The following is a 21,842-nucleotide window of genomic DNA, read 5'->3' as shown; positions in this document are numbered from 1 at the left end:
AAACGACGCCACAGTCACCTCGATCGAGTGACCTCACGAACCGGAACGCGTGACCGCGTTGGCCGCCGCAAAGCCACTGACGACCCTTCCGTCATCCCCGAGCAGACAGTGCGACGACGGCCCCGAGTAGGCAGTACGCAGTAGGTGACTGCTCAGGCCATCACGCGGTCTGAGCAGTCACGTTCGGCGGAGGGCTCGCCGGTAGGGGGAACGGCGCCCGGCTGGCGGGCGGTTCGGAGTGGGTGGGGGAGCTACTTCCGGCGAGACCGGGCGGACCCGCGCTTCGCGCCATCCGGCCACAACCGCGGCCTCCGCTGCGCCGCGAGGTCCTCGACCCAGCCCACGCAGAGGATCGCGAGAGCTATCAGCGGCCAGACGAGCACGAACATCCACAGGTTGTAGGTGGTGTCCAGGATCGACGTCGCGCCCTCGCCCTCCATGAAGGGGAGGCTGTACGCGAGGTCGATGATCGGGACCGTGGCCATGATCAGCATGTTGTGCCACAGGTAGATCGTGACGGCCCGGTTGTTGGACAGGGTGACGAGCTTGTCCCACTTGGCGAGGCGGCCGGGGAGTTCCTGCCAGGACGGTGCGTACTGGAGGAGGATCACGACGAAGCCGAAGGACCAGGTCGCCTGGGCGAGCGGGATGTCGTTCAAGTCCCAGCCGTCGGGGCCCAGATGGCCCGAAGCCCACCACAGGCCGAAGGCCATGAGCAGGGCGGAGCAGGAGATCGCGAGGTAGCGCGGAACCTTCGCCAGTACGCCCTCGTGGTGGGCGAAGCCGAGCACCCAGCAGCCGCCGAAGACCGCGAAGTCCGTGACGGCGTTGCCGGTTTCACCGGGGATGTTCACCACGCCGGTGCCGACCACGGCCGTCAGGGCCAGCGGGGCGAGCAGCGTGGGCCACGGGGCGCGGCGGAACGCCCACAGCAGCAGCGGGGACGCGATCACGAACCACAGGTAGGCACGCAGGTACCACAGCGGGCCCGCGGACTGGACCGCCCAAGTGTTCTCCAGCAGGCCGGACTTGGAGCCGATGCTCCAGGGGAACGGCGGGGCGCCGAGCGGGATGACGTAGTTGACCATCTCGATCAGGCCCCAAGTCCCGCCGTGGTCCGGGTCCTTGGACAGGTCCCAGCCACCCGCGAACAGCAGCGTCAGCATCACCGCGCTGAACACCCAGAGAGGCGGCAGCAGTCGGCGGACCCGGCCGCGGATCACACCCCACGCCGGGCGTTTGAGCGAGCGCGCCATCAGCGAACCCGCCAGGGCGAACATCACGCCCATGGAGGGGAAGAGGATCGTCAGCCACGCCCACCCGAAGAGGTGGTACACGACCACCCGGACCAGGGCGATCGAGCGCAGCAGGTCCAGGTAGCGGTCACGGCCCGGCTTCTTCGTCCCGGCGCCCGCACTCGGGACTCCGGCCGGGGCCCCCGCAGGGGCTCCACCCGGAGTCCCGCCCTGAGTCCCACCCGGGATCCCGCCCGGAGAAGGCACCCTGTCCACGCCCGGCGTCGGCACCGGTGCCGACGTAGACGTAGACGCAGACGCAGGCACGCCAACCCTCGGCGCCCCAAACGGCGGTGTCGCACCCACCGTGTAGTCATGTGTCGTCATCCGACCGGCCTCCGATCGTTCGAGGTCCGGTCACGCGAGTCCCGGTCCGGTTGGCGCGGGATCGACCCCGGCGCCTCCACCACACCCGTGCGTCGCAGCTTCTGCCAGCGCAGCCGGCCGCCGGTGAGCGCGGTGATCCAGGACTGGAGGAGAACGACGTACATCAACTGCCGGTAGAGGATCTGCTGGAGCGGAAGGGACAGCAGGTGCGTCATGCGTTCCCGGTCGAGGCGGAAGGCGTACGCCGCGCACACCAGCTGGATCGCCAGGACGCCCAGCCAGGCCACGATCGTCTTCTGCGTCGGGCCGAAGACGAGCCCGTAGAGGAGGAACACGTCGATCAGCGGGGCGAGGAGCGGGGCCAGGATCATGAAGAGGGACACCAGGGGCATTCCCACTCGGCCGAAACGGCCCGACGGACCCCGTTCGATGACCGCCCTGCGGTGCTTCCAGATCGCCTGCATCGTGCCGTACGACCAGCGGTAGCGCTGCGACCAGAGCTGCTGGACGGACTCCGGTGCCTCGGTCCACGCTCGTGCGTTCTCCGCGTACACGACCCGCCAGCCGTCGCGGTGCATCGCGATGGTGATGTCGGTGTCCTCGGCGAGCGTGTCGTCGCTCATGCCTCCGACGCGTTCAAGGGCGGAGCGGCGGAAGGCCCCGACGGCGCCGGGGATCGTCGGCATGCAGCGGAGCATGTCGTACATCCGGCGGTCGAGGTTGAAGCCCATCACGTACTCGATGTGCTGCCAGGCGCCGATCAGGGAGTCACGGTTGCCGACCTTCGCGTTGCCCGCGACGGCGCCGACGGTCGGGTCGGCGAAGGGCTGGACCAGCTCGCGCACCGTCGCCGGTTCGAAGACGGTGTCGCCGTCCATCATCACGATGATGTCGTAACGGGCGTTCGCGATACCCCTGTTGAGGGCCGCGGGCTTGCCGGCGTTGAGCTGTCGTACGACGCGTACGTTCGGCAGGCGCAGGTCCTCGACGATGCGGGCCGTGCCGTCGCTCGAACCGTCGTCGATGACGATGATCTCGATGGGATGCTCGCTCGCCATCAGCGAATGCACGGTGTTCTCGATGCACTTGGCCTCGTTGTACGCCGGGACCAGCACCGACACCGGTTCAGTGATCGGTACCGGGCCCCAGCGGAAGCCGGTGCGCCGCACCCGGCGGGCGTGCATGACGGAGAGCAGCAGCATCAGGCCGAAGCGGGTGAAGACCAGCACGCCGATGACGGCGATGCCCACGACGAGCACGTCGGTGGTCTTCTCGGCCGCCTGGACGAGGTTGACCCAGGCCTTGCCCTTCCACAGGTCGAGCCCGGTGACCTCGGTGTGCGCGCTGGGGGCATCGAGGGCCTCGGTGAGGTTCTCGAAGTCGTAGCCCTCGGACTGGAGTTGGGGAAGGAACCTGTCGAGCGCCTGGACGGTCTGGTGGCGGTCGCCGCCGGAGTCGTGCATCAGGACGATCGCGCCCTTGCCCCGCTTGGGCGTCGCGTTCTCGATGATCGTGCGGACGCCGGGCTTCTTCCAGTCCTCGCTGTCCGTGTTGTTGACGACGGTGATGTAACCGCGGCTGCCTATGTACTTCGTGACCGGCCAGGACTTGTTGTCCATGGCGTCGGAGAAGGAGGAGTACGGGGGCCGGAAGAGAGACGTACGGATGCCCGCCGCGCCCGCCAGCGCCAGCTGGTTCTGCGACAGCTCCCAGTCGATGCGCTTCTTCGACTGGTAGGAGAGGTCGGGGTGGTTGAAGGTGTGCAGGCCGACCTCGTGGCCCTCGTCGACCATGCGCTGCACCAGGTCCGGGTAGCGCGAGGCCATGGTGCCGGTGACGAAGAAGACGGCGTGCGCGTGGTGCTTCTTCAGGACGTCGAGGACCTTCGGGGTCCACTTCGGGTCCGGGCCGTCGTCGAAGGTGAGGACGAGACGGTGGTCCGGGATTCTCAGCGTGTCCTCCCGGCCGCTCCGCGTGTCGATGACGGGGCCGCCCTTGAGGATCTTGTCGGGGACCTGGTCGTAGGAGACGGGCGGGCGGACGCGGTGGTCGGCGAGGATCTCGCTGTGTACGTAGCCGCGCAGCATCAGCATCGCCATCAGGGCGACGAGGATGAGGCAGGGCAGCAGATAGCGCATGGGCAGGCGTCGGCGCCTGGCACTCCGTGCGGGTCGCTTCGCGCGGGGCGCGGAGGCGTGACGGCTGGTGCGGGATGCCATCAGAGGATGTTCTCCGGGGACGGGGAGGTCGAGGAGCTGGTCGTCGTGCTCGGCTCGGACTCCATGGTTGCCACCGGCTGCTGCTCGACGGCGCCGTCGGCGACGGCTCCCGAGTCGCCGCCGCCGGTGGTCGCGGTCTCCGTCGGGTCGGCCGAGGTGGCGCTCTCCGTGGGAGTGGGATCCGGGGAGGTGGTCGCCGGAACACTGGGATCGGGGTCGGGGTCCGGCGTGCTGCTGGTGCCCGGGTTCGGCACGCTCGATCCGGACGTCGTGGGCTCCGGGTCGACGGACGCGCCCGGGTTCAGGGCGCTGCCGGAGGCGTCCGGGGTCGGACTGCCGCCCGGCTCGGGCGTCGTACCGTCCGTGGTCGTCGCGGTCGCGCTCGGGGAGATCGTGGCCGTGCCGGTCGGGCTCACCGTCTCGGCGGGCAGCGGCGACGTGTCGACCTGGCCGGCCGGCTGGTCCGCCTGCTGGCCGGGCATCGGGATCCAGGGCGCGTTCGAGTTGCCCGACAGGAGGGTGACGACGATCACGACGGCGTAGACCGCGCAGGCCAGGCCGACGACCATGCCGAGGCGGCGGTACCTGCGGCTGCGGCGGCCCGACTCGTCGACGAAGACCGGGCCGTCCGAGGCTTCCTGGGCGGCCGGGGCCCCCTTGGCCTGCTGGACGAGCCAGTCCTCCAGCTGACGGCCGGCGCCGTCGAGCTGGATCGTCACCTCGTGAGGATCATGGGTGTGCCCCGGTTCGTCGGTCTCCTCCCACGAAGGCACCGGGCGCTCCTGGTCGGGGCCGCGCCCGGCATCCGACGGGGACTCCGACCGGAACTCCGGCTCCGGACCCCGCTGCACGCCGCTCGAACCCTGTCTCTGGGCGAGCGGCCAGGACGAGGTTCTGTTGGCGGCCTCGGGCCAGACCACCGGCTCCCCGGGCTCCTGCCGAGAGGGCCGACCGGCCCGGTGCGACGGCGGCTGCGACGCGGACTGCGCCGGGTACGAACCGGCTCCACGTGGCTGCGGCTGCGACGGAACGGGCCCACGCGCCTGCGGCGCACCGGCTCCCTGCGACGGAGACTGCGACTCTGACTGCGGCTTCGACGGATTCACTCCACGCCCATTCTGCTGATCGGCATCTAGTCCGACCGGTTGGGCGTCTTTCCGCCAGTTTTCTACGGGCACGCACATCCCCCCACGGGACAGTTACTGGGTGCGCACGACGCCGGGCCCTGCACATTTGTCGTCCGGATCGGGCCCCCACCCGACCCAGCGCCCCCCATTACCACACTGCGCCCGGACTAAGAATGTATCGCACACCGGTGACCCTCGATGCTTGGTGTCAGCTGTGACTCATCATGATGAGTGCATCTGTGGCCGGAATCCACCCGTCCACGGGCTGCCGCAGCCATCCTTCCTCGCCCGCGAGTTCGACGGCCGCCCGGCGCAGCGCGTCGATCCCCGGATGCACCAGTCCCTTCCGCCACACCAGGGACAGCGGGGACAACGGTGCGGGGTCTATGAGTGGTTTCAGCACTGTTCCGGCCATGGCCGGAAAGTTCACCACGGCGAGGACGGGCGTTCTGGTCCTGGCCATCACCCGGCGGAACTCCTCCGCCCCGATGGCCACCGGGGCGGGTGGCGCGAGTTCGATGCCGCGTCCCTCGAACAGGTGACGCGCGAGATCGGTCCACTCCAGCGTCCGCGGGTTCCCCGCACCGGCGTACACGGTCTCGCCGGCGAGGGCCGCCAACGGCACCGCGTCCAGTTCGGCGAGGTGATGGTCCGCAGGGAGCACTACGGCCATCGGCTCGTACCGTACGGGCTGCTGCTCCAGGCGGGCGCGCAGCACCGGGTCGAGCCCGGCGAACCGGCCGAACGACGCGTCCAGCCGGCCCGCGAGCATCTCCCCGGCCGCGCCGGTGAGCCCGCTCTCGAAGCGGGCCATCAGTTCGATGTCACCGGCGAGCGCACGGGCCCGGTCCAGCACCCGCCCGGAGGCCAGCCCCTGAGAGTTCACGTCGACGAGAAGCGGCCTCTCCTCCCGCCCTCGCACGAAGGCGGACAGCAGTTCCTCCTGCGCGGCCAGCACGCGCCGCGCGTACGGCAGCAGCCGCGCGCCGTCCGCCGTCAGCGACACCTGCCGGGTCGTGCGTACGAAGAGATCGGCGCCCAGCTCCCTCTCCAGGCGCCGGATGTCCCGGCTGAGGGCCTGCTGAGCGACGTACAGCCGGGCGGCCGCCCGCGTGAAGTGCAGCTCTTCGGCGACGGCCAGGAAGGCACCGAGGAGGCGGGGGTCCAGGTGGGGACCTGGACGGGAGTACGCCCTCGCCTTCGCCTCCGGCCCCGGCCCCGTCCCCGGCCCCGACTCCGAGCCGGACCTCGGCCCTGACCCGGACCTCGACGCGGAGCCGGATGCGGCCTCGGACACCGACCCTGACCCCGACCTCGACACGGAGCCGGACCCGGACCGCGACCCCGAGCCCAACCCCGCTCCCGCTTCCGCTCCCGCTCCCGCCCCCAACGACATCCCCCGCTCAGCGACCATCCGGTGAACCTACAACCCAGGTGCGTCAATCGCCACAGAGTAGGTGTTGGACCCCGAGCACGCCCTCGCGTGACGGTTGGGCAATGCCGCAACGACCCTCCGAGCAGGCACACTTGCCGCTTCTCACCGTCACCGCCGACACCCTCGTCGCGGTCGACTTCCGCCCGCGCAGGGGCGAAGGACGCCCGCCGGGCCCGTACCGTCGCCTCTTCGCCACCCCCGGCACCCGTGCCTTCACGCTGGGGAATCTCCTCGCCCGCCTCCCGATGGGCATGTTCAGCGTGAGCGCGGTCATCATGATCGCGTGGTCGCGGGGGTCGTACGCCCTCGCCGGTGCCGTGACGGCGACGGGCCTGGCGGCGACGGCGGTGGTCGCACCCTGGACCGCGCGTCTCGTCGACCGGCACGGTCAGGCTCGCGTCGCCGTGCCCGCGACGGCCTTCGCCCTGCTGGGCATGCTCGCGCTGACGGTGTGCGTGCACCAAGGGGCGCCGGACTGGACCCTGTTCGCCGCGTACGCCGCCACCGCGACGACCCCCAACACGGGCGGCATGTCACGCGCCCGCTGGGCCCACCTCCACCGGGGCGACGACAAGGCCCTGCACACCGCCAACTCCTTCGAACAGGCCGCGGACGAGCTGTGCTTCATGCTGGGCCCGGTCCTCGCGGCCTTCCTCTGCGGGGCGTTGTTCCCGGAGGCGGGCACGCTGGCCGGGAGCGTCCTGCTGATGACGGGCGTCCTGCTCTTCACCGCCCAGCGCTCGACGGAACCGCCGCCCCAGCCGCGTACGGGGGCCAAGTCCCCTGTCCGGGCGCGCGGAATGCCTCCGCTGCTGCTGGGATTCCTCGCCACCGGCGCGGTGTTCGGCTCGATGGAGGTCGTCACGATCGCGTTCACGGACGCGCGCGGGCACCCGTCGGCCGCGGGGGCGGTCCTCGCCCTCCAGGTGGCGGGCTCGTGCGCGGCGGGCCTGCTGTACGGGGCGCGGGCGCCGGCCGGTCCCGCCGAGCGGCGATACCCCCTGTGCGTCGCCGCCATGGCGGTGCTCCTGACCCTCCCCCTGCTCGCGGCGACCCTGACCGGCTCCCTGCCGGCCCTCTCCGGAGCCCTCCTCGTCGCGGGCATGGCGACCGCTCCGACCATGGTCACCGGCATGGCGCTGGTCCAACAGCGCACTCCTGATGACCGGTTGAACGAGGGGATGACCCTCGCGGTGACCGGCCTGCTCGGCGGGATCGCGTGCGGGGCGGCGACCGGCGGGTGGGTGGTGGAGCGGGTGTCGCCGACGGCCGGTTACGGCGTTCCGCTCACGGCGGCGACCCTGGCCCTGCTCATCGCGACCGCTCCCCGGCGGCAGCCCCGCTCCCCGTCCCCGACCCCTACCTGACAGCGGCACCCCTCCCTGGCCCTCCCCGGCCCGGCCCGGCCCGGCCCGCTCGCCCGCTCACTCGCTGACAGCGGCACTTCCCTCAGCACCGACTACCACCAGGCAGCCACACCCCTCCCTCGACCCCACCCACCGCCAGTCAGCCGCCCCCCCCCTCCCCCGCCACCGACCACCGCCAGGCACCGCCACCCCTCCCACCAACACCCCAACACCCCCCGCCGTACGACCCATCGAACCCCCGCCCCAATTCCCGCGCCCCCCATTGACGCACCCCCGGCCCCCACATACCTTCCCCCGTCGAAGCGCTTCGACGTCACGCATCGAATCGATTCGATGGTCACTCCGTGACGCCCCGATACCCATCCGACTCCCCTGGAGGCACTGGATGTTGACGGCACGAAGGCGGGTGGGGGCCATGGCGGTGATCCTGAGCGGATCGCTGCTGCTGAGCTCCTGCGGTGATTCGGACAGAGGATCCTCCGACGGCGGGACCCTGAAACTGTGGCACTACGAAGGGCCCGACAGCGCGATGGGCGCCGCCTGGGACGCGGCGATCAAGGAGTTCGAGAAGACGCATCCGGGCGTCACCGTGAAGTTCGAGTCGAAGGGCTTCGAGCAGATCCAGAAGACCGCACAGATGGTCCTCAACTCGGGTGACGCGCCTGACCTGATGGAGTACAACAAGGGCAACGCGACGGCGGGCCTGCTCTCCAAGCAGGGCCTCCTCACCGATCTCAGTGGCGAGGTCACCGCGCGCGGCTGGGACAAGAAGCTCAGCGCGGGCGTGCGCACCACGAGCCAGTACGACGCGAACGGCGTGATGGGCTCGGGCAAGTGGTACGGCATCCCCAACTACGCCGAGTACACGATGGTCTTCTACAACAAGGACCTCTTCGAGGAACACGGCATCGCCGAGCCGACCACGCTCGCGGAACTCACCGCCGCCATGGACAAGTTCGTGGCCGACGGCATCACCCCGCTCGCCGACGCCGGCGCCGAGTACCCGGCCCAGCAGTACCTCTACCAGCTCGCCCTGTCCGAGGCCGACCGCCCCTGGGTCGACAGCTACCAGCTCTACAAGGGTACGACGGACTTCCACGACGCGGCCTGGACCCACGGCGCCGAGACCTTCGCCGACTGGGTGAAGAAGGGCTACATCAGCGAGAAGTCCACCGGCCTGAAGGCGGAGGACGCCGGGATCTCCTTCATCCAGGGCAAGAGCCCGATCCTGTTCTCCGGCAGCTGGTGGTACGGCCGTTTCCAGTCGGACGCCAAGTTCGACTGGGGCACCTTCCTGTGGCCCGAATCGAACCTCACCCTCGGCTCCGGAGGCAACCTCTGGGTCGTCCCCGAAGGCGCCGAGAACAAGGAACTGGCCTACGACTTCATCGACATCACCATGTCGGAGAGGATCCAGAACCTGCTGGGCAACAAGGGCGGCGTCCCGGTCGCCGCCGACCCCGCCGCCATCACCGACCCGCGGGCCAAGACACTCATCGCGAACTTCAACACCGTCGCCGACAGGGACGGTCTGGCCTTCTACCCCGACTGGCCGGTCCCCGGCTTCTACGACGTCCTCGTCTCCGGGACCCAGAAGCTGATCACCGGCGACGAGAAACCGGACGCCTACCTCAGCGGACTCCAGGAGGCGTACGACAAGGGCGTACCCGAGAAATGACGGTCACCGTCGAACGGGGCGGCCGGGTGTTCCCCAGGCGCCACCGGCAGGACAAGGACGAGAGGCGTCACCGCCGTACGGCACACCCGCGTCGCCCCCGCGACTCGTACGCCCTGTTCCTGCTGCCCGGCGCGTTCGCCTTCACCGCGGTCGTCGTCCTGCCGTTCCTGATGAACACCGGTGTGAGCTTCACCGACTGGCAGGGCGTCGGGAGCCCGGAGTGGTCCGGGCTCGCCAACTACCGTGAGCTGCTTGACGATTCGGAGTTCTGGGCGTCCTTCCGGCACAGCCTCTTCATGGTGCTCGCGATGGCCGCCGTACCGACCGCACTCGGACTCGTCCTCGCCGCCGCCCTGTTCGACTTCGTCGGCAAGCACTTCGGGACCAGGACCGCCGCCGTACTCCGCGCCTGCTTCTATCTCCCGCAGGTCCTGCCCATCGCCGTCGCCGGCATCGTGTGGAGCTGGATCCTCGCTCCCGAGAACGGCTCCCTGAACGAGCTGTTGAGGGCCGTCGGCCTCGGATCATGGCAGCAGGACTGGCTCGGCGACCCCGACATCGCCCTCTACAGCGTCATGGGCGTGATGGTCTGGGTGCAGATCGGCTTCCCGCTGGTCGTCTTCATGGCGGGGCTGCAACGCGTCGACCCGCAGCTGTACGAGGCCGCGGAGCTGGACGGCGCCGGCTGGTGGCGCCGCTTCTGGCACGTCACCCTGCCCCAGATCCGCCCGGAGACCTATGTGGTCCTCCTCTGGTGCACGATCGCCGCGCTCAAGGTCTTCGGCGCGGTGTACGTCCTCACCAAGGGCGGGCCGGGCGGCGCGACGAACGTCCCCTCCTACTTCTCCTTCGCCACCTTCTTCGAGAAGACGCAGGTCGGGTACGGCGCCGCGATCTCCACGGTGCTCACCGTGATCATCCTCGCGCTGGCACTCGTCGGCCTCAGGCTCCAGACCCGCGCCGAGGACCTGGAGGAAGGGATCCGCACATGACCGCGCTCCGCCGCTCCCCCGTCCTCCTCGCCCTCGTCATCGCCGCCCTGTTCATGGTGCTGCCCTTCGCCGTCGTCGTGGTCAACGCGGTCAAGTCACCGGCGGAGTACGCGCAGAACGGCCCCCTGAGCCTCCCCGAGGGTCTCTACCTCGACGGGATCAAGGACTTCTGGGAGCGCGTCGACTTCGGCCGGAAGCTCGCCAACTCGGTGCTGATATCGGGGTCGGTGGCGCTTCTCGCCGTCGTCCTGTCCGTCCTCAACGCGTACGCGATCGGCATCGGGCGTGTCAGGGGCCGCACTTGGGTGCTCGCGTTCTTCGTCCTCGCGAACATGCTTCCGCAGGAGGCGCTCGTCTACCCGATCTACTACCTGAGCAAGGAAGCGGGCCTGTACGACACCCGGTTGAGCGTGATCATCGTCTTCACGGTCATCCAGGCGGCGTTCGGGACCTACCTCCTCTCGGCCGTGCTGGGCCGGTTCCCCCGCGAGATCATCGAGGCCGCCCGGATCGACGGCGCGAACAAGTGGCAGGTGCTGTGGCGGATCGTCGTACCCGTCAGCCGGCCCACCCTCGGGGTGCTCCTCGTCTTCTTCTTCGTCTGGACGTGGAACGAGTTCCTGCTGCCGCTGGTCATGCTGGTCTCCAACGACAACCAGACGGTGTCGGTGGCCCTCGGCGTCCTCCAGGGCCAGCGCCTGATGGACGCCACCATGACGAACGCGGCAGCCCTGCTCGGCGTGCTCCCCGCCCTCGTCTTCTTCCTCGTCTTCCAGCGGACGCTCACCCGCGGCATCGCCGTGGGCGCGGTCAAGTAAGGGGTGCGGACGTGAAGTTCACCGACGGCTACTGGCTGCTGCGCGAGGGTGTCACCGCGGCGCACCCGGTCGAGGTCCTCGACGTGACGTCGGGGCCGGGAAGCCTGGAGATCCACGCGCCGACCCAGCCCATCCGCCACCGCGGCGACCTGCTGAAGGGACCGGTCGTGACGATCACCGCACACGCGCCGATGTCCGACGTCATCGGCGTCACGTTCACCCACTTCCAGGGCGAGGAACCGCGAGGCCCCCGATTCGAGCTCTCCCAGGAGGAGTTCGCCGCCCACGCCTCGTACGACGACCAGCACGCCGTGCTCACCTCGGGCGCCCTCTCCGTCCGGGTCGCCCGCACCAGCCCCTGGCATCTCGACTTCCGCGCCCACGGCCGCACGCTCACCACCAGCGGCCCCAGGGGCATGGGCATCATGCGGGACGCCACCGGGGCGCACTACCTGCGCGAGCAGCTCGACCTCGGCGTGGGCACCAGGGTCTACGGCCTCGGCGAGCGCTTCGGGCCGCTCGTCAAGAACGGCCAGGTCGTCGACATGTGGAACGCGGACGGCGGCACCGCGACCGAACAGGCCTACAAGAACGTGCCGTTCTACCTGACGGACTCGGGCTACGGCGTCTTCGTCGACCATCCGGGCCGGGTCTCCTTCGAGGTCGGCTCGGAGGCGGTGTCGCGGGTGCAGTTCAGCGCCGAGACACAGCAGTTGACGTACTACGTCATCCACGGCCCCACCCCGAAGGACATCCTGCGCAAGTACACGGCGCTCACCGGCCGTCCGGCCCTTCCGCCCGCCTGGTCCTTCGGCCTGTGGCTGTCCACCTCGTTCACCACCTCCTACGACGAGGCCACCGTCACCTCCTTCATCGACGGCATGCGGGAACGCGAACTCCCGCTGTCCGTCTTCCACTTCGACTGTTTCTGGATGCGCGAATTCAACTGGTGCGACTTCGAATGGGATCCGCGGGTCTTTCCCGATCCGGAGGGAATGCTCGCGCGGCTCAAGGAGAAAGGCCTGCGGATCTGCGTATGGATCAATCCGTACATCGCGCAGCGGTCGCCGCTGTTCGCGGAGGGACGGGCGCTGGGACATCTGCTCAGACGGCCGGACGGAAGTGTCTGGCAGTGGGATCTGTGGCAACCCGGCATGGCACTCGTCGACTTCACCAGCGAGGCGGCGCGCGAGTGGTACGCGGCGAAACTGGAGGCGCTCCTCGCGCAGGGCGTCGACTGCTTCAAGACGGACTTCGGTGAACGGGTCCCGGTCGACGTCGCGTACGCGGACGGCGCCGACCCCGAGCGGATGCACAACTACTACACCTACCTCTACAACCGGACCGTTTTCGACGTGCTCCGCAAACACCGGGGCGAGCACGAGGCCACCGTCTTCGCCCGCTCCGCCACCGCCGGCAGCCAGAAGTTCCCCGTCCACTGGGGCGGCGACTGCGAGGCGACGTACGAGTCGATGGCCGAGTCGCTGCGCGGCGGACTGAGCCTGGGCATGTCCGGGTTCGGGTTCTGGAGCCATGACATCGGAGGGTTCGAGGGGACGCCGACGGCCGCGCTGTTCAAGCGCTGGATCGCCTTCGGGCTGCTGTCCTCGCACAGCAGGCTGCACGGCTCGTCCTCGTACCGCGTGCCGTGGCTGTTCGACGAGGAGGCCGTGGACGTGCTGCGGCTGTTCACCCGCCTCAAACTCGGCCTCATGCCCTATCTGTACGAGGCGGCCCGCGCCGCGCAGGCGGAGGGCGTGCCGGTGATGCGGGCGATGATCCTGGAGTTTCCGGACGATCCCGGCTGCGCGCATCTGGAACGGCAGTACATGCTCGGCCCCGACCTGCTGGTCGCCCCGGTCTTCTCCGACGAGGGAGACGTGTCGTACTACGTGCCCGAGGGCACCTGGACCCACTTCCTCGACGGGCGCACGGTGACCGGACCGCGCTGGGTGCGCGAGCGGCACGGGTTCCTGAGTGTGCCGCTCCTGGTCCGGCCGGGTGCGGTGATTCCGGTGGGCGCGGTGGACGACCGGCCCGACTACGACCACGCCGACGGGGTCACCCTGCGCGCGTACGGCCTGGAGCGGGGCGCGCAGGTGACGGTGGCCGTGGACGGGGTCACCTTCACGGTCGTACGGGAAGGCGACACGCTGCGGGCTTCGTGCGGTGACCCCGCCGCGCCGTGGGGACTCGCGGCGGGCGGTCGCGAGGCGCGGGCCCGGACAGGCACCGGGTTCCTGACGGTGGAGCTGGAGTCCGAGTGATGGTGAAGATCACGGATGTGGCGCGGCACGCCGGGGTGTCCCCGAGCACCGTCTCCTACGCCCTCAGCGGCAAGCGCCCGATCTCCGAGGAGACCCGGCAGCGCGTGGAGGCGAGCATCCGCAAGCTCGGCTACCGGCCGCACGCGGGCGCGCGGGCCCTCGCCAGCAGCCGGTCGAACGTGGTGGCGCTGGTGGTGCCCCTGCGGGACGGCGTCCATGTGCCGGTCGTCATGCAGTTCGCGGTGTCCGTGGTGACCGCGGCACGGCGGCACGACCACGACGTCCTGCTGCTCACCCAGGAGGAGGGCGAGGACGGGCTGCGCAGGGTCGCGGACACCGCGCTGGTGGACGCGCTGATCGTGATGGACGTCCAACTCCAGGACCCCAGGCTGCCGTTGCTGCGCGCCCTCGACCGGCCGTCCGTGCTCATCGGCTTCCCGGCCCACGCCGACGGGCTCACCTGCATCGACCTGGACTTCACGGCGGCGGGCGAGCTGTGCGTGGAGCATCTGGCCGGGCTCGGGCACCGCGTGGTCGCACTGGTCGGGTCGCCGCCCGAGGTGTACGTGCGGGAGACCGGGTTCGCGCAGCGGGTGGTCCGGGGTTTCACCGCCGCCGCCGACCGGAGCGGACTCGCGTCCTCCGTGCACCCCTGCGAGGCGTCACCCGCGGCAGCGCGCCGGACGGCCGAGCAACTGCTGCGCGAGCGACCGGCGTTGACGGGGGTCGTCGTGCACAACGAGCCGGTCCTCGAACCGCTCGTCGACGCCTTCGAGCAACTCGGGCTGCGGGTGCCCGGCGACCTGTCCGTCACCGCCATCTGCCCGGACGAACTCGCCGGGAGTCTCCGGGTCCCCGTCACCTCCATCGCCATACCGTCCGCCGAGGTGGGCACGCGGGCGGTCGAGTTGCTGATGGGGAAGCTGGGCGGCTCGGCCGTACCGGGGGCGACCCTGCTCGCGCCCCGGCTGACTGAGCGGGCCAGCACGGCGCCGCGCAGGCTGACGCCGTAGGAAGCTGTAGGAAGCCGTGGGAGGCCCGGCAAAGGAAAAAGCCCCGCTGCCGAGGCAGCGGGGCTTTACCCACATGGGATGAGTGGAGATGGCGGGAATCGAACCCGCGTCCAACGGTGCAGAATCAGGGCTTCTCCGAGCGCAGTTCGCTGTGATTTTCTCGGCCCCGGAGATCTCGCGAACAAGTCTCCGACGGGCCCAGTCACTGTTTGATTTCCCACCGAACCCCGTGACCGGGCTCGGCGGTTTAGTTCCCTAGATTATGCCAGGATCCGGGTCGGGAACACTCCCGGGCTGACACCCTTTTAGGGTCCTTCAGTCGCTGTTATTAGGCAGCGAGGGCGAAGGACTGGGAATCGCTCTTGGAATTGGCGATTATTGGTTGCGACATATGGTTAACGAGATCATTGCCGCTTCCTCGGCTCGCTTCCCCTGCTTCGACAGCCGCTGTCGAAACCGATCATCCCCATGTTGATTTTTCAAACTTCTCAAGCACGCACCCTCTGTGAGGTGCAGAGCCATCGTACGTGAACAACGCACGACGGCGCCAACCTATTCCTACTGGCTGCCGCGCTCCGTTCCTACTGGCTGCCGCGCTCCCGGCGCTTGGCGGCGGCGATCGCGCGGTCCGACTCGCGCCGGTCCTGCTTCTCGCGCAGGGTCTGCCGCTTGTCCCACTCCTTCTTGCCCCTGGCCAGCGCGATCTCGGCCTTCGCCCGGCCGTCCTTGAAGTAGAGGACGAGGGGCACGATCGTGTGACCCGTCTCCTCGGACTTCGACGCCAGCTTGTCGATCTCCTCGCGGTGCAGGAGCAGCTTGCGCTTGCGGCGCGCGGAGTGGTTGGTCCAGCTGCCCTGGCTGTACTCCGGGATGTGGGCGTTGTGCAGCCAGGCCTCGTTCCCGTCGATCTGGACGAAGCCGTCGCTCAGCGAGGCGCGGCCCTGCCTCAGCGACTTCACCTCCGTGCCGGTCAGGACGAGCCCGGCCTCGTAGGTGTCGATGATCGCGTAGTCGTGCCGCGCCTTCTTGTTCTGCGCGACGATCTTGCGCTTGCCGTCCTTGACCTTGCCGGAGCCCGCCTGACCGCCCTGCTTCGGCTGGGACTCCTTCGGTACGTACATTCCCTTACTCATAGTGCTGGCCATTTTCGCACTACAGGGGGTCCGGAGGGAAAGCCGATTACCGGGGCGGGGAACAGGGGCCGCGAAAAAGGGGCTACGAAGGGTCCCCGAGCCCGCTGAGTACCGTCTCGGCCCGCTCCAGCGCGCCCGCCCCGGCGTCCACGTCCACGTCGAGGTCGGGCGTGATGCCCCGGCCGTCGACGCCCCGCCCGGAGGGGGTGCGGTAGTGCCCCACGGTCAGCTCGGCGACCGAGCCGCCGGGCAGCCGGCTCGGCATCTGGACCGAGCCCTTGCCGAAGGTCCGGGAGCCCACGACGACCGCACGGCCGCGGTCCTGGAGGGCGCCGGTGAGCAGTTCGGCCGCGCTCATCGTGCCGCCGTCGACCAGCACGACCAGCGGCGTGCTGGTGTCCCCGCCGAGGTCGGCGTGCAGGGCGCGCTCGTCGCCGTCGACGTCGTACGTGGCGACGAGGCCGCCGTCGAGGAAGGCGGAGGCGGCGGTGACGGCCTCGGTGACCAGACCGCCGGAGTTGCCGCGCAGGTCGAGGGCGATCCCGGAGCCCTTGGGCGCCGCGGCGACGGCGGTCCGTACGAGGTCGCCCGAGCCCTTGGTGAAGGCGTCGACCTTGATCACGGTGACGCCGTCGGCGAGCTCGCGCACGGTCACGGAGTCCGTGGACAGCAGGGCCCGGCGCACCGTCTCGCTCCACGCGCGCGTGCCCCGCTCCAGACCGAGCGAGACCTCCGTACCGGCCACGGCGTCCTCCGCGTCGCCGCGGAGCAGGGCGACGACCTCGGTGACCGGCCGGCCGTCGACCTTCCGGCCGTCGACGCTGCGCAGCAGGTCGCCCTTGCGGATCCCGGCGGTGGCGGCGGGCGAGCCGGCCTGCACCCGGGTCACCTCGATACGTCCGTCGCTCTCGCGCCTGGCCCACAGTCCGACGCCGGTGTACTGGCCGTCGAGGGCTTCCTCGAACTCCTCGTACTCGCCCTCGGAGTAGACCGCGCCCCAGCGGTCGCCGCTGCGGCTGACGGCACGCTCGGCGGCCTCCATGGGGGACTTGCCCGCGGCCATGGCCCTCTCGGCGGCCTCCGCGACCTCCTCGTGGTCGCCGCTGGGCGTCGAACGGCCCTCCGAAGCGGCGGCCTCGGGGGATTTCCGGCCGGGATCGGGGAAGGATCCCGTTGCCGCGCCCGCGATGAACACACTGGCGAAAAGCAATGTCAGGGCCGCCCCGCGGCGAATGCGGCGGGGCTCGCAGAACAGGTCACGGCCTGACATGCCGGTGAGTCTAGGACAACGCGAAGGGCCGCACCGCCGGTTGGCAGTACGGCCCCCTTGGCATGCGTCACACCTTCAGGTACTTGCGCAACGCGAAGAACGCCGCCAGCGCCGGCATCAGCAGACTCGTGGCGAGGATGAGCGGAAGCTTCGTCAGGACGGCGTCCCAGCCGATGAAGTTGATCAGGTTCAGCTTCTCGGACAGGGCCAGGCCGTGGTCGATGATGAAGTACCGCGCGATCACCAGGAACCCGCACGCGACCCCGCCGCCGATGAGTCCGGCGACGGCCGCCTCCATGATGAACGGCGCCTGGATGTAGAAGCCCGAGGCGCCGACCAGGCGCATGATCCCGGTTTCGCGCCGTCGGCTGAACGCCGAGACGCGCACCGTGTTGACGATCAGCATCAGCGCGACGACGAGCATCATCGCCATGACCGCGCGGGCGGCCCAGTTCATGCCGTTGAGCAGCCCGAAGAGGTTGTCCAGGATGCCCTTCTGGTCCTGCACGGACTGCACGCCGTCACGCCCGTCGAAGGCGGTCGCGATGACCTGGTACTTCTCCGGGTCCTTCAGCTTGATCCGGTACGACTCCTGCATCTGGTCCGGAGTGAGGGACGCGGCCAGCGGGGAGTCGCCGAACTGCTCCTTGTAGTGCTTGTAGGCCTGGTCAGCCGACTCGTAGGTGACCTTGTCGACGACCGTGGACTTGTCCAGGTCGGCGAGGATCTCCTTCTTCTGGTCGGAAGTGACCGCGCCCTTGGCGCAGTTGGGATCCGACTCCGCGTCGCTCTTGTTGCAGAGGAAGATCGAGACGTTGACCTTGTCGTACCAGTAGCCCTTCATGGTGCTCACCTGGTCGCTCATCAGGAGCGAGCCGCCGAACAGGGCGAGCGAGAGGGCGACCGAGACGACGACCGCGAAGGTCATCGTCAGGTTTCGGCGGAGACCGACTCCGATCTCCGACAAGACGAACTGGGCGCGCATGGCGTCTACTCAGGCCTTTCCATGGACAGGTGCGGGAGGGTCGCGGTCAGTGCTGGTAGCCGTATACGCCGCGCGCCTGGTCGCGGACGAGACGGCCCCCCTCCAGCTCGATGACGCGCTTGCGCATCTGGTCCACGATGTTCTGGTCGTGTGTCGCCATCAGCACGGTGGTGCCGGTCCGGTTGATCCGGTCGAGCAGCTTCATGATGCCGACGGAGGTCTGCGGGTCGAGGTTTCCGGTCGGCTCGTCGGCGATGAGCAGCTTGGGCCGGTTCACGAACGCTCTCGCGATCGCGACGCGCTGCTGCTCACCACCGGACAGCTCACCGGGCATCCGCTCCTCCTTGCCGCCGAGGCCGACGAGGTCGAGCACCTGGGGCACGGACTTGCGGATCTCACCGCGCGACTTGCCGATGACCTCCTGGGCGAAGGCGACGTTCTCGGCGACCGTCTTGTTCGGCAGCAGCCGGAAGTCCTGGAAGACGGTTCCCAGCTGGCGGCGCATCTGCGGCACCTTCCAGTTGGAGAGACGCGCGAGGTCCTTGCCCAGGACGTGCACCTGGCCCTGGCTGGTCCGCTCCTCGCGGAGGATCAGCCGCAGGAAGGTGGACTTTCCGGAGCCGGAGGATCCCACCAGGAACACGAACTCACCACGCTCGACCTCCAGGGAGACATCCCTGAGAGCGGGGCGGGTCTGCTTGGGGTAGACCTTGGAGACATTGTCGAATCGGATCACGGATGCACCACGGGTCGCCGGGGGTAGATGTGCGTGACCATACGCGACCAGGGAGGGGCGGCGCAGTCACCGGTAGGGGTTGCGTGCAGGTTGTGGGTTTTTGTGCGGGTCACCGGGCGGCCTGATGAGGGCGTAGCCCTTCAGGGGCGCGGGGAACTGCGCGGGCGACCACGACGCACCCGCGGCCGCGGGACGAAGCCCGGCCACCCCTCCGCGGGCGTCTTTTCACGGCCTAACCAGCGGAGCGCCGGGGCAGGATAAGGCGAACCGCGCCGAAATCCGCGGAACCTGGCACAGTGGAGGGGGAACGGTTGCGTTCCCCGATGCGTTATGTACGCGGAGACCCGGCGCAAGGAGGGCAAGCGCATGACGTACGACCGACTGGTGTGCGCGAATTGCGCGGCGCCTGTGAGCGAGGGGCGCTGCCGCGTCTGCCGAGCGAACCGGGAGCGTCTCCAGCAGGAGAGCCCGTTCGCCGGAATGAACCCCATGGCACTGATCTCGCTGCTGGCCGTGCTGGTCGCGGCGCTGGTTCTGGTGGCCCACCAGACGGTGTGAGACCCGCGGATCCCGTTGTTACGGCGGTCACGGCGCTCCTGGTCCGAAGGGGCCCCGAGTCGTTCCGGAACACGCTTTTCCGAGAGTCGGCATGAGGAAGGGCCCGGAGCATCCGCTCCGGGCCCTTCCTTACGCGCGCGTGCGTCAGGCGACAGCACCGCCGCGGCCGGCCATGAGGCGCGGCAGCAGGCGGAAGCCGATACCGCCGGCGATCATCGTGGCCGCGCCGATCACCAGGTAGGTGGTCTCCGCGGCGCCCGTCTCGGCGAGCTCGCCGCCCGAGCCCTGCGCCGAGGTGTCGGTGCCGGTGTCGGTCAGGGACGAGGAGCCCTCGCCCTGCTCGACCGGGTTGTTGCCACCGTCGGTGTCGGTGCCACCGGTCGACGAACCACCGGTGGACGAACCGCCCGTGGAGGAACCGCCGTTGGAGGAACCACCGGTCGTGGTGCCACCGTCGGTGGTCCCGCCGTCGGTGGTGCCACCGTCCGTGGTCCCACCATCGGTGGTCCCGCCGTCCGTGGTCCCACCATCGGTCGTGCCACCGTCCGTGGTGCCACCGTCGGTGGTCCCGCCGTCAGTGGTGCCACCGTCCGTGGTCCCACCATCGGTGGTGCCACCGTCGGTCGTGCCGCCGTCAGTGGTGCCACCGTCCGTGGTCCCGCCGTCAGTGGTGCCGCCGTCGGTCGTGCCACCGTCAGTGGTCCCGCCGTCGGTCGTCCCGCCGTCAGTGGTGCCACCGTCGGTGGTCCCGCCGTCCGTGGTGCCGCCGTCGACCGTCCCGCCGGTGGTCTCGCCGGTCGTCGTGCCGATGGTGTCGCCACCACCGGTCGTGTCCCCGGTCGTCGTACCGACCGTGGTGTCACCCGTGCCGCCGTCTTCGCCGGTGCCGTTGGCGCTCACGTCGACCGTGATCGGCCCTGCCTCGATGCCGCCGCCCAGAGCCGAAGCGGCTCCGGCGGCGGTCAGCGAGGCGCCGGCGGCGATCACGGCGCCTGCGGCTATCCGTGCCACACGGATCCGCGTCTTCTTCGTCATTCGGCTGGTACCCCCAGTAGCTAAATCGTCAAAGGAGCAGCGCCCGGGGCCACGGCGTCACAGGCGGCTTGGCTCAAGCGCCCGGTTCACATGCGCCCCAGAGATACGCATGCCACGCGTTACCATCCCCACTTTTCAAAGCATCGTCAAGGACGTTGCGTACGCGATGTCCGGATCCACATCTTTTGACTGGCGTGAGTCATGTGACTGTGATGTAAAACCCAGACATCCCACACACAAAAGGCAACTGCCGCCCACGGGGGGGCAGTTGCCTTGTCGACAAAGCGGTGTTATTGCTCCCGCTTACTTCTCCTGCTGCTTGCGCCAGCGAATTCCGGCCTCGAGGAAACCGTCGATCTCGCCATTGAACACGCCCTCGGGGTTACCGACTTCGAACTCGGTGCGCAGGTCCTTGACCATCTGGTACGGGTGCAGAACGTACGAACGCATCTGGTTTCCCCAGGAGTTGCCGCCGTCGCCCTTGAGGGCGTCCATCCTGGCCTGTTCTTCCTGGCGGCGCCGCTCCAGCAGCTTGGCCTGGAGGACGTTCATGGCGCTGGCCTTGTTCTGGATCTGCGAGCGCTCGTTCTGGCAGGAGACCACGATGCCGGTGGGGAGGTGGGTCAGACGGACCGCGGAGTCGGTCGTGTTGACGCCCTGGCCGCCCGGTCCGGACGAGCGGTACACGTCCACGCGCAGCTCGGACTCGTCGATCTCGATGTGGTCGGTCTGTTCGACGACCGGCAGGATCTCGACACCGGCGAACGACGTCTGGCGGCGGCCCTGGTTGTCGAACGGCGAGATCCGGACAAGGCGGTGGGTGCCCTGCTCCACGGAGAGCGTTCCGTAGGCGTACGGGACGTGGACGGCGAAGGTGGTCGACTTGATGCCGGCCTCTTCCGCGTACGAGGTCTCGTAGAGCTCCGTCTTGTAGTTGTGCCGCTCCGCCCAGCGCAGGTACATCCGCTGGAGCTTCTCGGCGAAGTCGGAGGCGTCGACGCCGCCGGCCTCGGCGCGGATGGTGACGACGGCCTCGCGGGAGTCGTACTCGCCGGACAGCAGGGTCCGGACCTCCATCTCGTCCAGCGCCTTCTTGACGGCCGTGAGCTCGGTCTCGGCCTCGGCGCGGGTGTCCGGGTCGTCCTCCTCCTCGGCCATCTCGAAGAGCACGCTCAGATCGTCGATACGCCCGCGCAGGGCCTCGGCCTTCCTGACCTCCGCCTGGAGGTGGCTCAGCTTGCTGGTGATCTTCTGCGCCTCGTCCGGGTCGTCCCACAGGGACGGCGCGGCCGCCTGCTCCTCGAGCACGGCGACATCTGCCCTCATCTTGTCGAGGTCCAGGACGGCCTCGATCGACTCCATGGTCGAGGAGAGGGACTTGAGCTCTTCGGATACATCGACGACTGCCACGCCTCCAGCGTAACGGCAACGACAACCGGCCCCCGCCCCTCGGTCCGACCCGAAGCCCTGGGAAGGTTTTCGCCCCCTCCGCCCCTGCCCGTCCCGTTCCTGGGGGCTGCGCCCCCAGACCCCCCTTTCGCGCTGACGCGCTCGTCCTCAATCGCCGGACAGGCTAAGAAATAGCCC

17 protein-coding genes and 1 other RNA gene are annotated in these 21,842 nt (G+C 69.4%); 7 read left to right on the top strand and 11 right to left on the bottom strand.

Going from position 1 to position 21,842, the window contains the following annotated elements:
* Nucleotides 1-251: 251 nt before the first annotated feature.
* From ACIP79_RS16025 to ACIP79_RS16010, 4 genes are all read right to left on the bottom strand, one after another.
* A complete protein-coding gene (locus tag ACIP79_RS16025) occupies nucleotides 252-1,622 on the bottom strand; it encodes an acyltransferase (RefSeq protein WP_401223537.1) in 1,371 nt (456 codons plus the stop codon).
* The gene (locus tag ACIP79_RS16020; protein WP_401223535.1) at nucleotides 1,619-3,841 is read right to left on the bottom strand and encodes a glycosyltransferase; all 2,223 of its coding nucleotides are present in this window, start codon (nucleotides 3,839-3,841) and stop codon (nucleotides 1,619-1,621) included. Before ACIP79_RS16020 ends, ACIP79_RS16025 begins: the two co-directional genes overlap by 4 nt.
* The gene (locus ACIP79_RS16015) at nucleotides 3,841-4,614 is read right to left on the bottom strand and encodes a hypothetical protein (protein WP_401223534.1); all 774 of its coding nucleotides are present in this window, start codon (nucleotides 4,612-4,614) and stop codon (nucleotides 3,841-3,843) included. The genes ACIP79_RS16020 and ACIP79_RS16015 overlap by 1 nt, the downstream gene beginning before the upstream one ends.
* A gap of 562 nt (nucleotides 4,615-5,176) precedes the next feature.
* Entirely contained in the window at nucleotides 5,177-6,136 is a 960-nt protein-coding gene (locus tag ACIP79_RS16010) for a LysR family transcriptional regulator (protein ID WP_401224256.1), read from the bottom strand.
* A gap of 329 nt (nucleotides 6,137-6,465) precedes the next feature.
* Here ACIP79_RS16010 and ACIP79_RS16005 point away from each other — a divergent pair, with 329 nt between their 5' ends.
* The 6 genes from ACIP79_RS16005 to ACIP79_RS15980 all read left to right on the top strand — a co-directional run bounded on the left by ACIP79_RS16005 (nucleotide 6,466) and on the right by ACIP79_RS15980 (nucleotide 14,538).
* On the top strand, nucleotides 6,466-7,770 hold the full coding sequence (locus ACIP79_RS16005; protein ID WP_401223532.1) for an MFS transporter: 1,305 nt from the start codon (nucleotides 6,466-6,468) through the stop codon (nucleotides 7,768-7,770).
* Nucleotides 7,771-8,155: 385 nt separating this feature from the next.
* The gene (locus ACIP79_RS16000) at nucleotides 8,156-9,448 is read left to right on the top strand and encodes an ABC transporter substrate-binding protein (RefSeq protein WP_401223530.1); all 1,293 of its coding nucleotides are present in this window, start codon (nucleotides 8,156-8,158) and stop codon (nucleotides 9,446-9,448) included.
* The gene (locus tag ACIP79_RS15995; protein WP_401223529.1) at nucleotides 9,445-10,440 is read left to right on the top strand and encodes a carbohydrate ABC transporter permease; all 996 of its coding nucleotides are present in this window, start codon (nucleotides 9,445-9,447) and stop codon (nucleotides 10,438-10,440) included. Before ACIP79_RS16000 ends, ACIP79_RS15995 begins: the two co-directional genes overlap by 4 nt.
* Nucleotides 10,437-11,258 carry a carbohydrate ABC transporter permease gene (locus ACIP79_RS15990; protein WP_401223527.1) on the top strand — a complete coding sequence of 274 codons (822 nt, stop codon included), beginning with the start codon at nucleotides 10,437-10,439 and terminating at the stop codon, nucleotides 11,256-11,258. The genes ACIP79_RS15995 and ACIP79_RS15990 overlap by 4 nt, the downstream gene beginning before the upstream one ends.
* A gap of 11 nt (nucleotides 11,259-11,269) precedes the next feature.
* On the top strand, nucleotides 11,270-13,525 hold the full coding sequence (gene yicI / locus ACIP79_RS15985) for an alpha-xylosidase (RefSeq protein WP_401223525.1): 2,256 nt from the start codon (nucleotides 11,270-11,272) through the stop codon (nucleotides 13,523-13,525).
* Nucleotides 13,525-14,538: a LacI family DNA-binding transcriptional regulator gene (locus tag ACIP79_RS15980; protein WP_401223523.1), complete on the top strand. Its 1,014-nt coding sequence runs from the start codon at nucleotides 13,525-13,527 to the stop codon at nucleotides 14,536-14,538. Before yicI ends, ACIP79_RS15980 begins: the two co-directional genes overlap by 1 nt.
* Nucleotides 14,539-14,618: 80 nt before the next feature.
* On the opposite strand, the gene ssrA is transcribed toward ACIP79_RS15980, so the two are convergent.
* The 5 genes from ssrA to ftsE all read right to left on the bottom strand — a co-directional run bounded on the left by ssrA (nucleotide 14,619) and on the right by ftsE (nucleotide 18,662).
* Nucleotides 14,619-15,006, bottom strand: a transfer-messenger RNA (tmRNA) gene (gene ssrA / locus ACIP79_RS15975).
* A 113-nt stretch (nucleotides 15,007-15,119) separates the two neighbouring features.
* On the bottom strand, nucleotides 15,120-15,671 hold the full coding sequence (gene smpB / locus ACIP79_RS15970) for an SsrA-binding protein SmpB (protein ID WP_401223520.1): 552 nt from the start codon (nucleotides 15,669-15,671) through the stop codon (nucleotides 15,120-15,122).
* A gap of 82 nt (nucleotides 15,672-15,753) precedes the next feature.
* Nucleotides 15,754-16,941, bottom strand: coding sequence for a S41 family peptidase (locus tag ACIP79_RS15965; protein WP_401223518.1), 1,188 nt, complete (start codon nucleotides 16,939-16,941; stop codon nucleotides 15,754-15,756).
* Between the two features lie 67 nt (nucleotides 16,942-17,008).
* Nucleotides 17,009-17,926, bottom strand: coding sequence for a permease-like cell division protein FtsX (ftsX, locus tag ACIP79_RS15960; RefSeq protein ID WP_383677420.1), 918 nt, complete (start codon nucleotides 17,924-17,926; stop codon nucleotides 17,009-17,011).
* A 46-nt stretch (nucleotides 17,927-17,972) separates the two neighbouring features.
* Nucleotides 17,973-18,662: a cell division ATP-binding protein FtsE gene (gene ftsE, locus ACIP79_RS15955; protein WP_365430268.1), complete on the bottom strand. Its 690-nt coding sequence runs from the start codon at nucleotides 18,660-18,662 to the stop codon at nucleotides 17,973-17,975.
* A gap of 366 nt (nucleotides 18,663-19,028) precedes the next feature.
* Between ftsE and ACIP79_RS15950 the strand changes: the two genes are divergently transcribed.
* Nucleotides 19,029-19,220, top strand: a complete 192-nt coding sequence (locus ACIP79_RS15950; protein ID WP_383677418.1) for a hypothetical protein — start codon at nucleotides 19,029-19,031, stop codon at nucleotides 19,218-19,220.
* A 144-nt stretch (nucleotides 19,221-19,364) separates the two neighbouring features.
* Here the strand turns inward: ACIP79_RS15950 and ACIP79_RS15945 are convergent, their stop codons facing one another.
* Entirely contained in the window at nucleotides 19,365-20,255 is an 891-nt protein-coding gene (locus ACIP79_RS15945; protein WP_401223515.1) for a hypothetical protein, read from the bottom strand.
* 303 nt (nucleotides 20,256-20,558) lie between these two features.
* Nucleotides 20,559-21,665 (bottom strand): peptide chain release factor 2, encoded by a 1,107-nt coding sequence (gene prfB / locus ACIP79_RS15940; protein ID WP_383677414.1) that lies wholly within the window; start codon nucleotides 21,663-21,665, stop codon nucleotides 20,559-20,561.
* Nucleotides 21,666-21,842 lie beyond the last annotated feature (177 nt).

Source organism: Streptomyces sp. NPDC088747 (assembly GCF_044751025.1).
Lineage (GTDB): Bacteria > Actinomycetota > Actinomycetes > Streptomycetales > Streptomycetaceae > Streptomyces.
The sequence above is the reverse complement of the archived record's forward strand: the minus strand, read 5'-3'. Positions and strand labels throughout refer to the sequence as shown.

Bases quoted from the DNA above. Each gene is read 5' to 3' on its own strand.
- ACIP79_RS16025 (WP_401223537.1), bottom strand. From the start codon at position 1,622: ATGACGACACATGACTACACGGTGGGTGCGACACCGCCGTTTGGGGCG.
- ACIP79_RS16020 (WP_401223535.1), bottom strand. From the start codon at position 3,841: ATGGCATCCCGCACCAGCCGTCACGCCTCCGCGCCCCGCGCGAAGCGA.
- ACIP79_RS16005 (WP_401223532.1), top strand. From the start codon at position 6,466: ATGCCGCAACGACCCTCCGAGCAGGCACACTTGCCGCTTCTCACCGTC.
- ACIP79_RS16000 (WP_401223530.1), top strand. From the start codon at position 8,156: ATGTTGACGGCACGAAGGCGGGTGGGGGCCATGGCGGTGATCCTGAGC.
- ACIP79_RS15995 (WP_401223529.1), top strand. From the start codon at position 9,445: ATGACGGTCACCGTCGAACGGGGCGGCCGGGTGTTCCCCAGGCGCCAC.
- ACIP79_RS15990 (WP_401223527.1), top strand. From the start codon at position 10,437: ATGACCGCGCTCCGCCGCTCCCCCGTCCTCCTCGCCCTCGTCATCGCC.
- ACIP79_RS15980 (WP_401223523.1), top strand. From the start codon at position 13,525: ATGGTGAAGATCACGGATGTGGCGCGGCACGCCGGGGTGTCCCCGAGC.
- smpB (WP_401223520.1), bottom strand. From the start codon at position 15,671: ATGAGTAAGGGAATGTACGTACCGAAGGAGTCCCAGCCGAAGCAGGGC.
- ACIP79_RS15965 (WP_401223518.1), bottom strand. From the start codon at position 16,941: ATGTCAGGCCGTGACCTGTTCTGCGAGCCCCGCCGCATTCGCCGCGGG.
- ftsX (WP_383677420.1), bottom strand. From the start codon at position 17,926: ATGCGCGCCCAGTTCGTCTTGTCGGAGATCGGAGTCGGTCTCCGCCGA.
- ACIP79_RS15950 (WP_383677418.1), top strand. From the start codon at position 19,029: ATGACGTACGACCGACTGGTGTGCGCGAATTGCGCGGCGCCTGTGAGC.
- ACIP79_RS15945 (WP_401223515.1), bottom strand. From the start codon at position 20,255: ATGACGAAGAAGACGCGGATCCGTGTGGCACGGATAGCCGCAGGCGCC.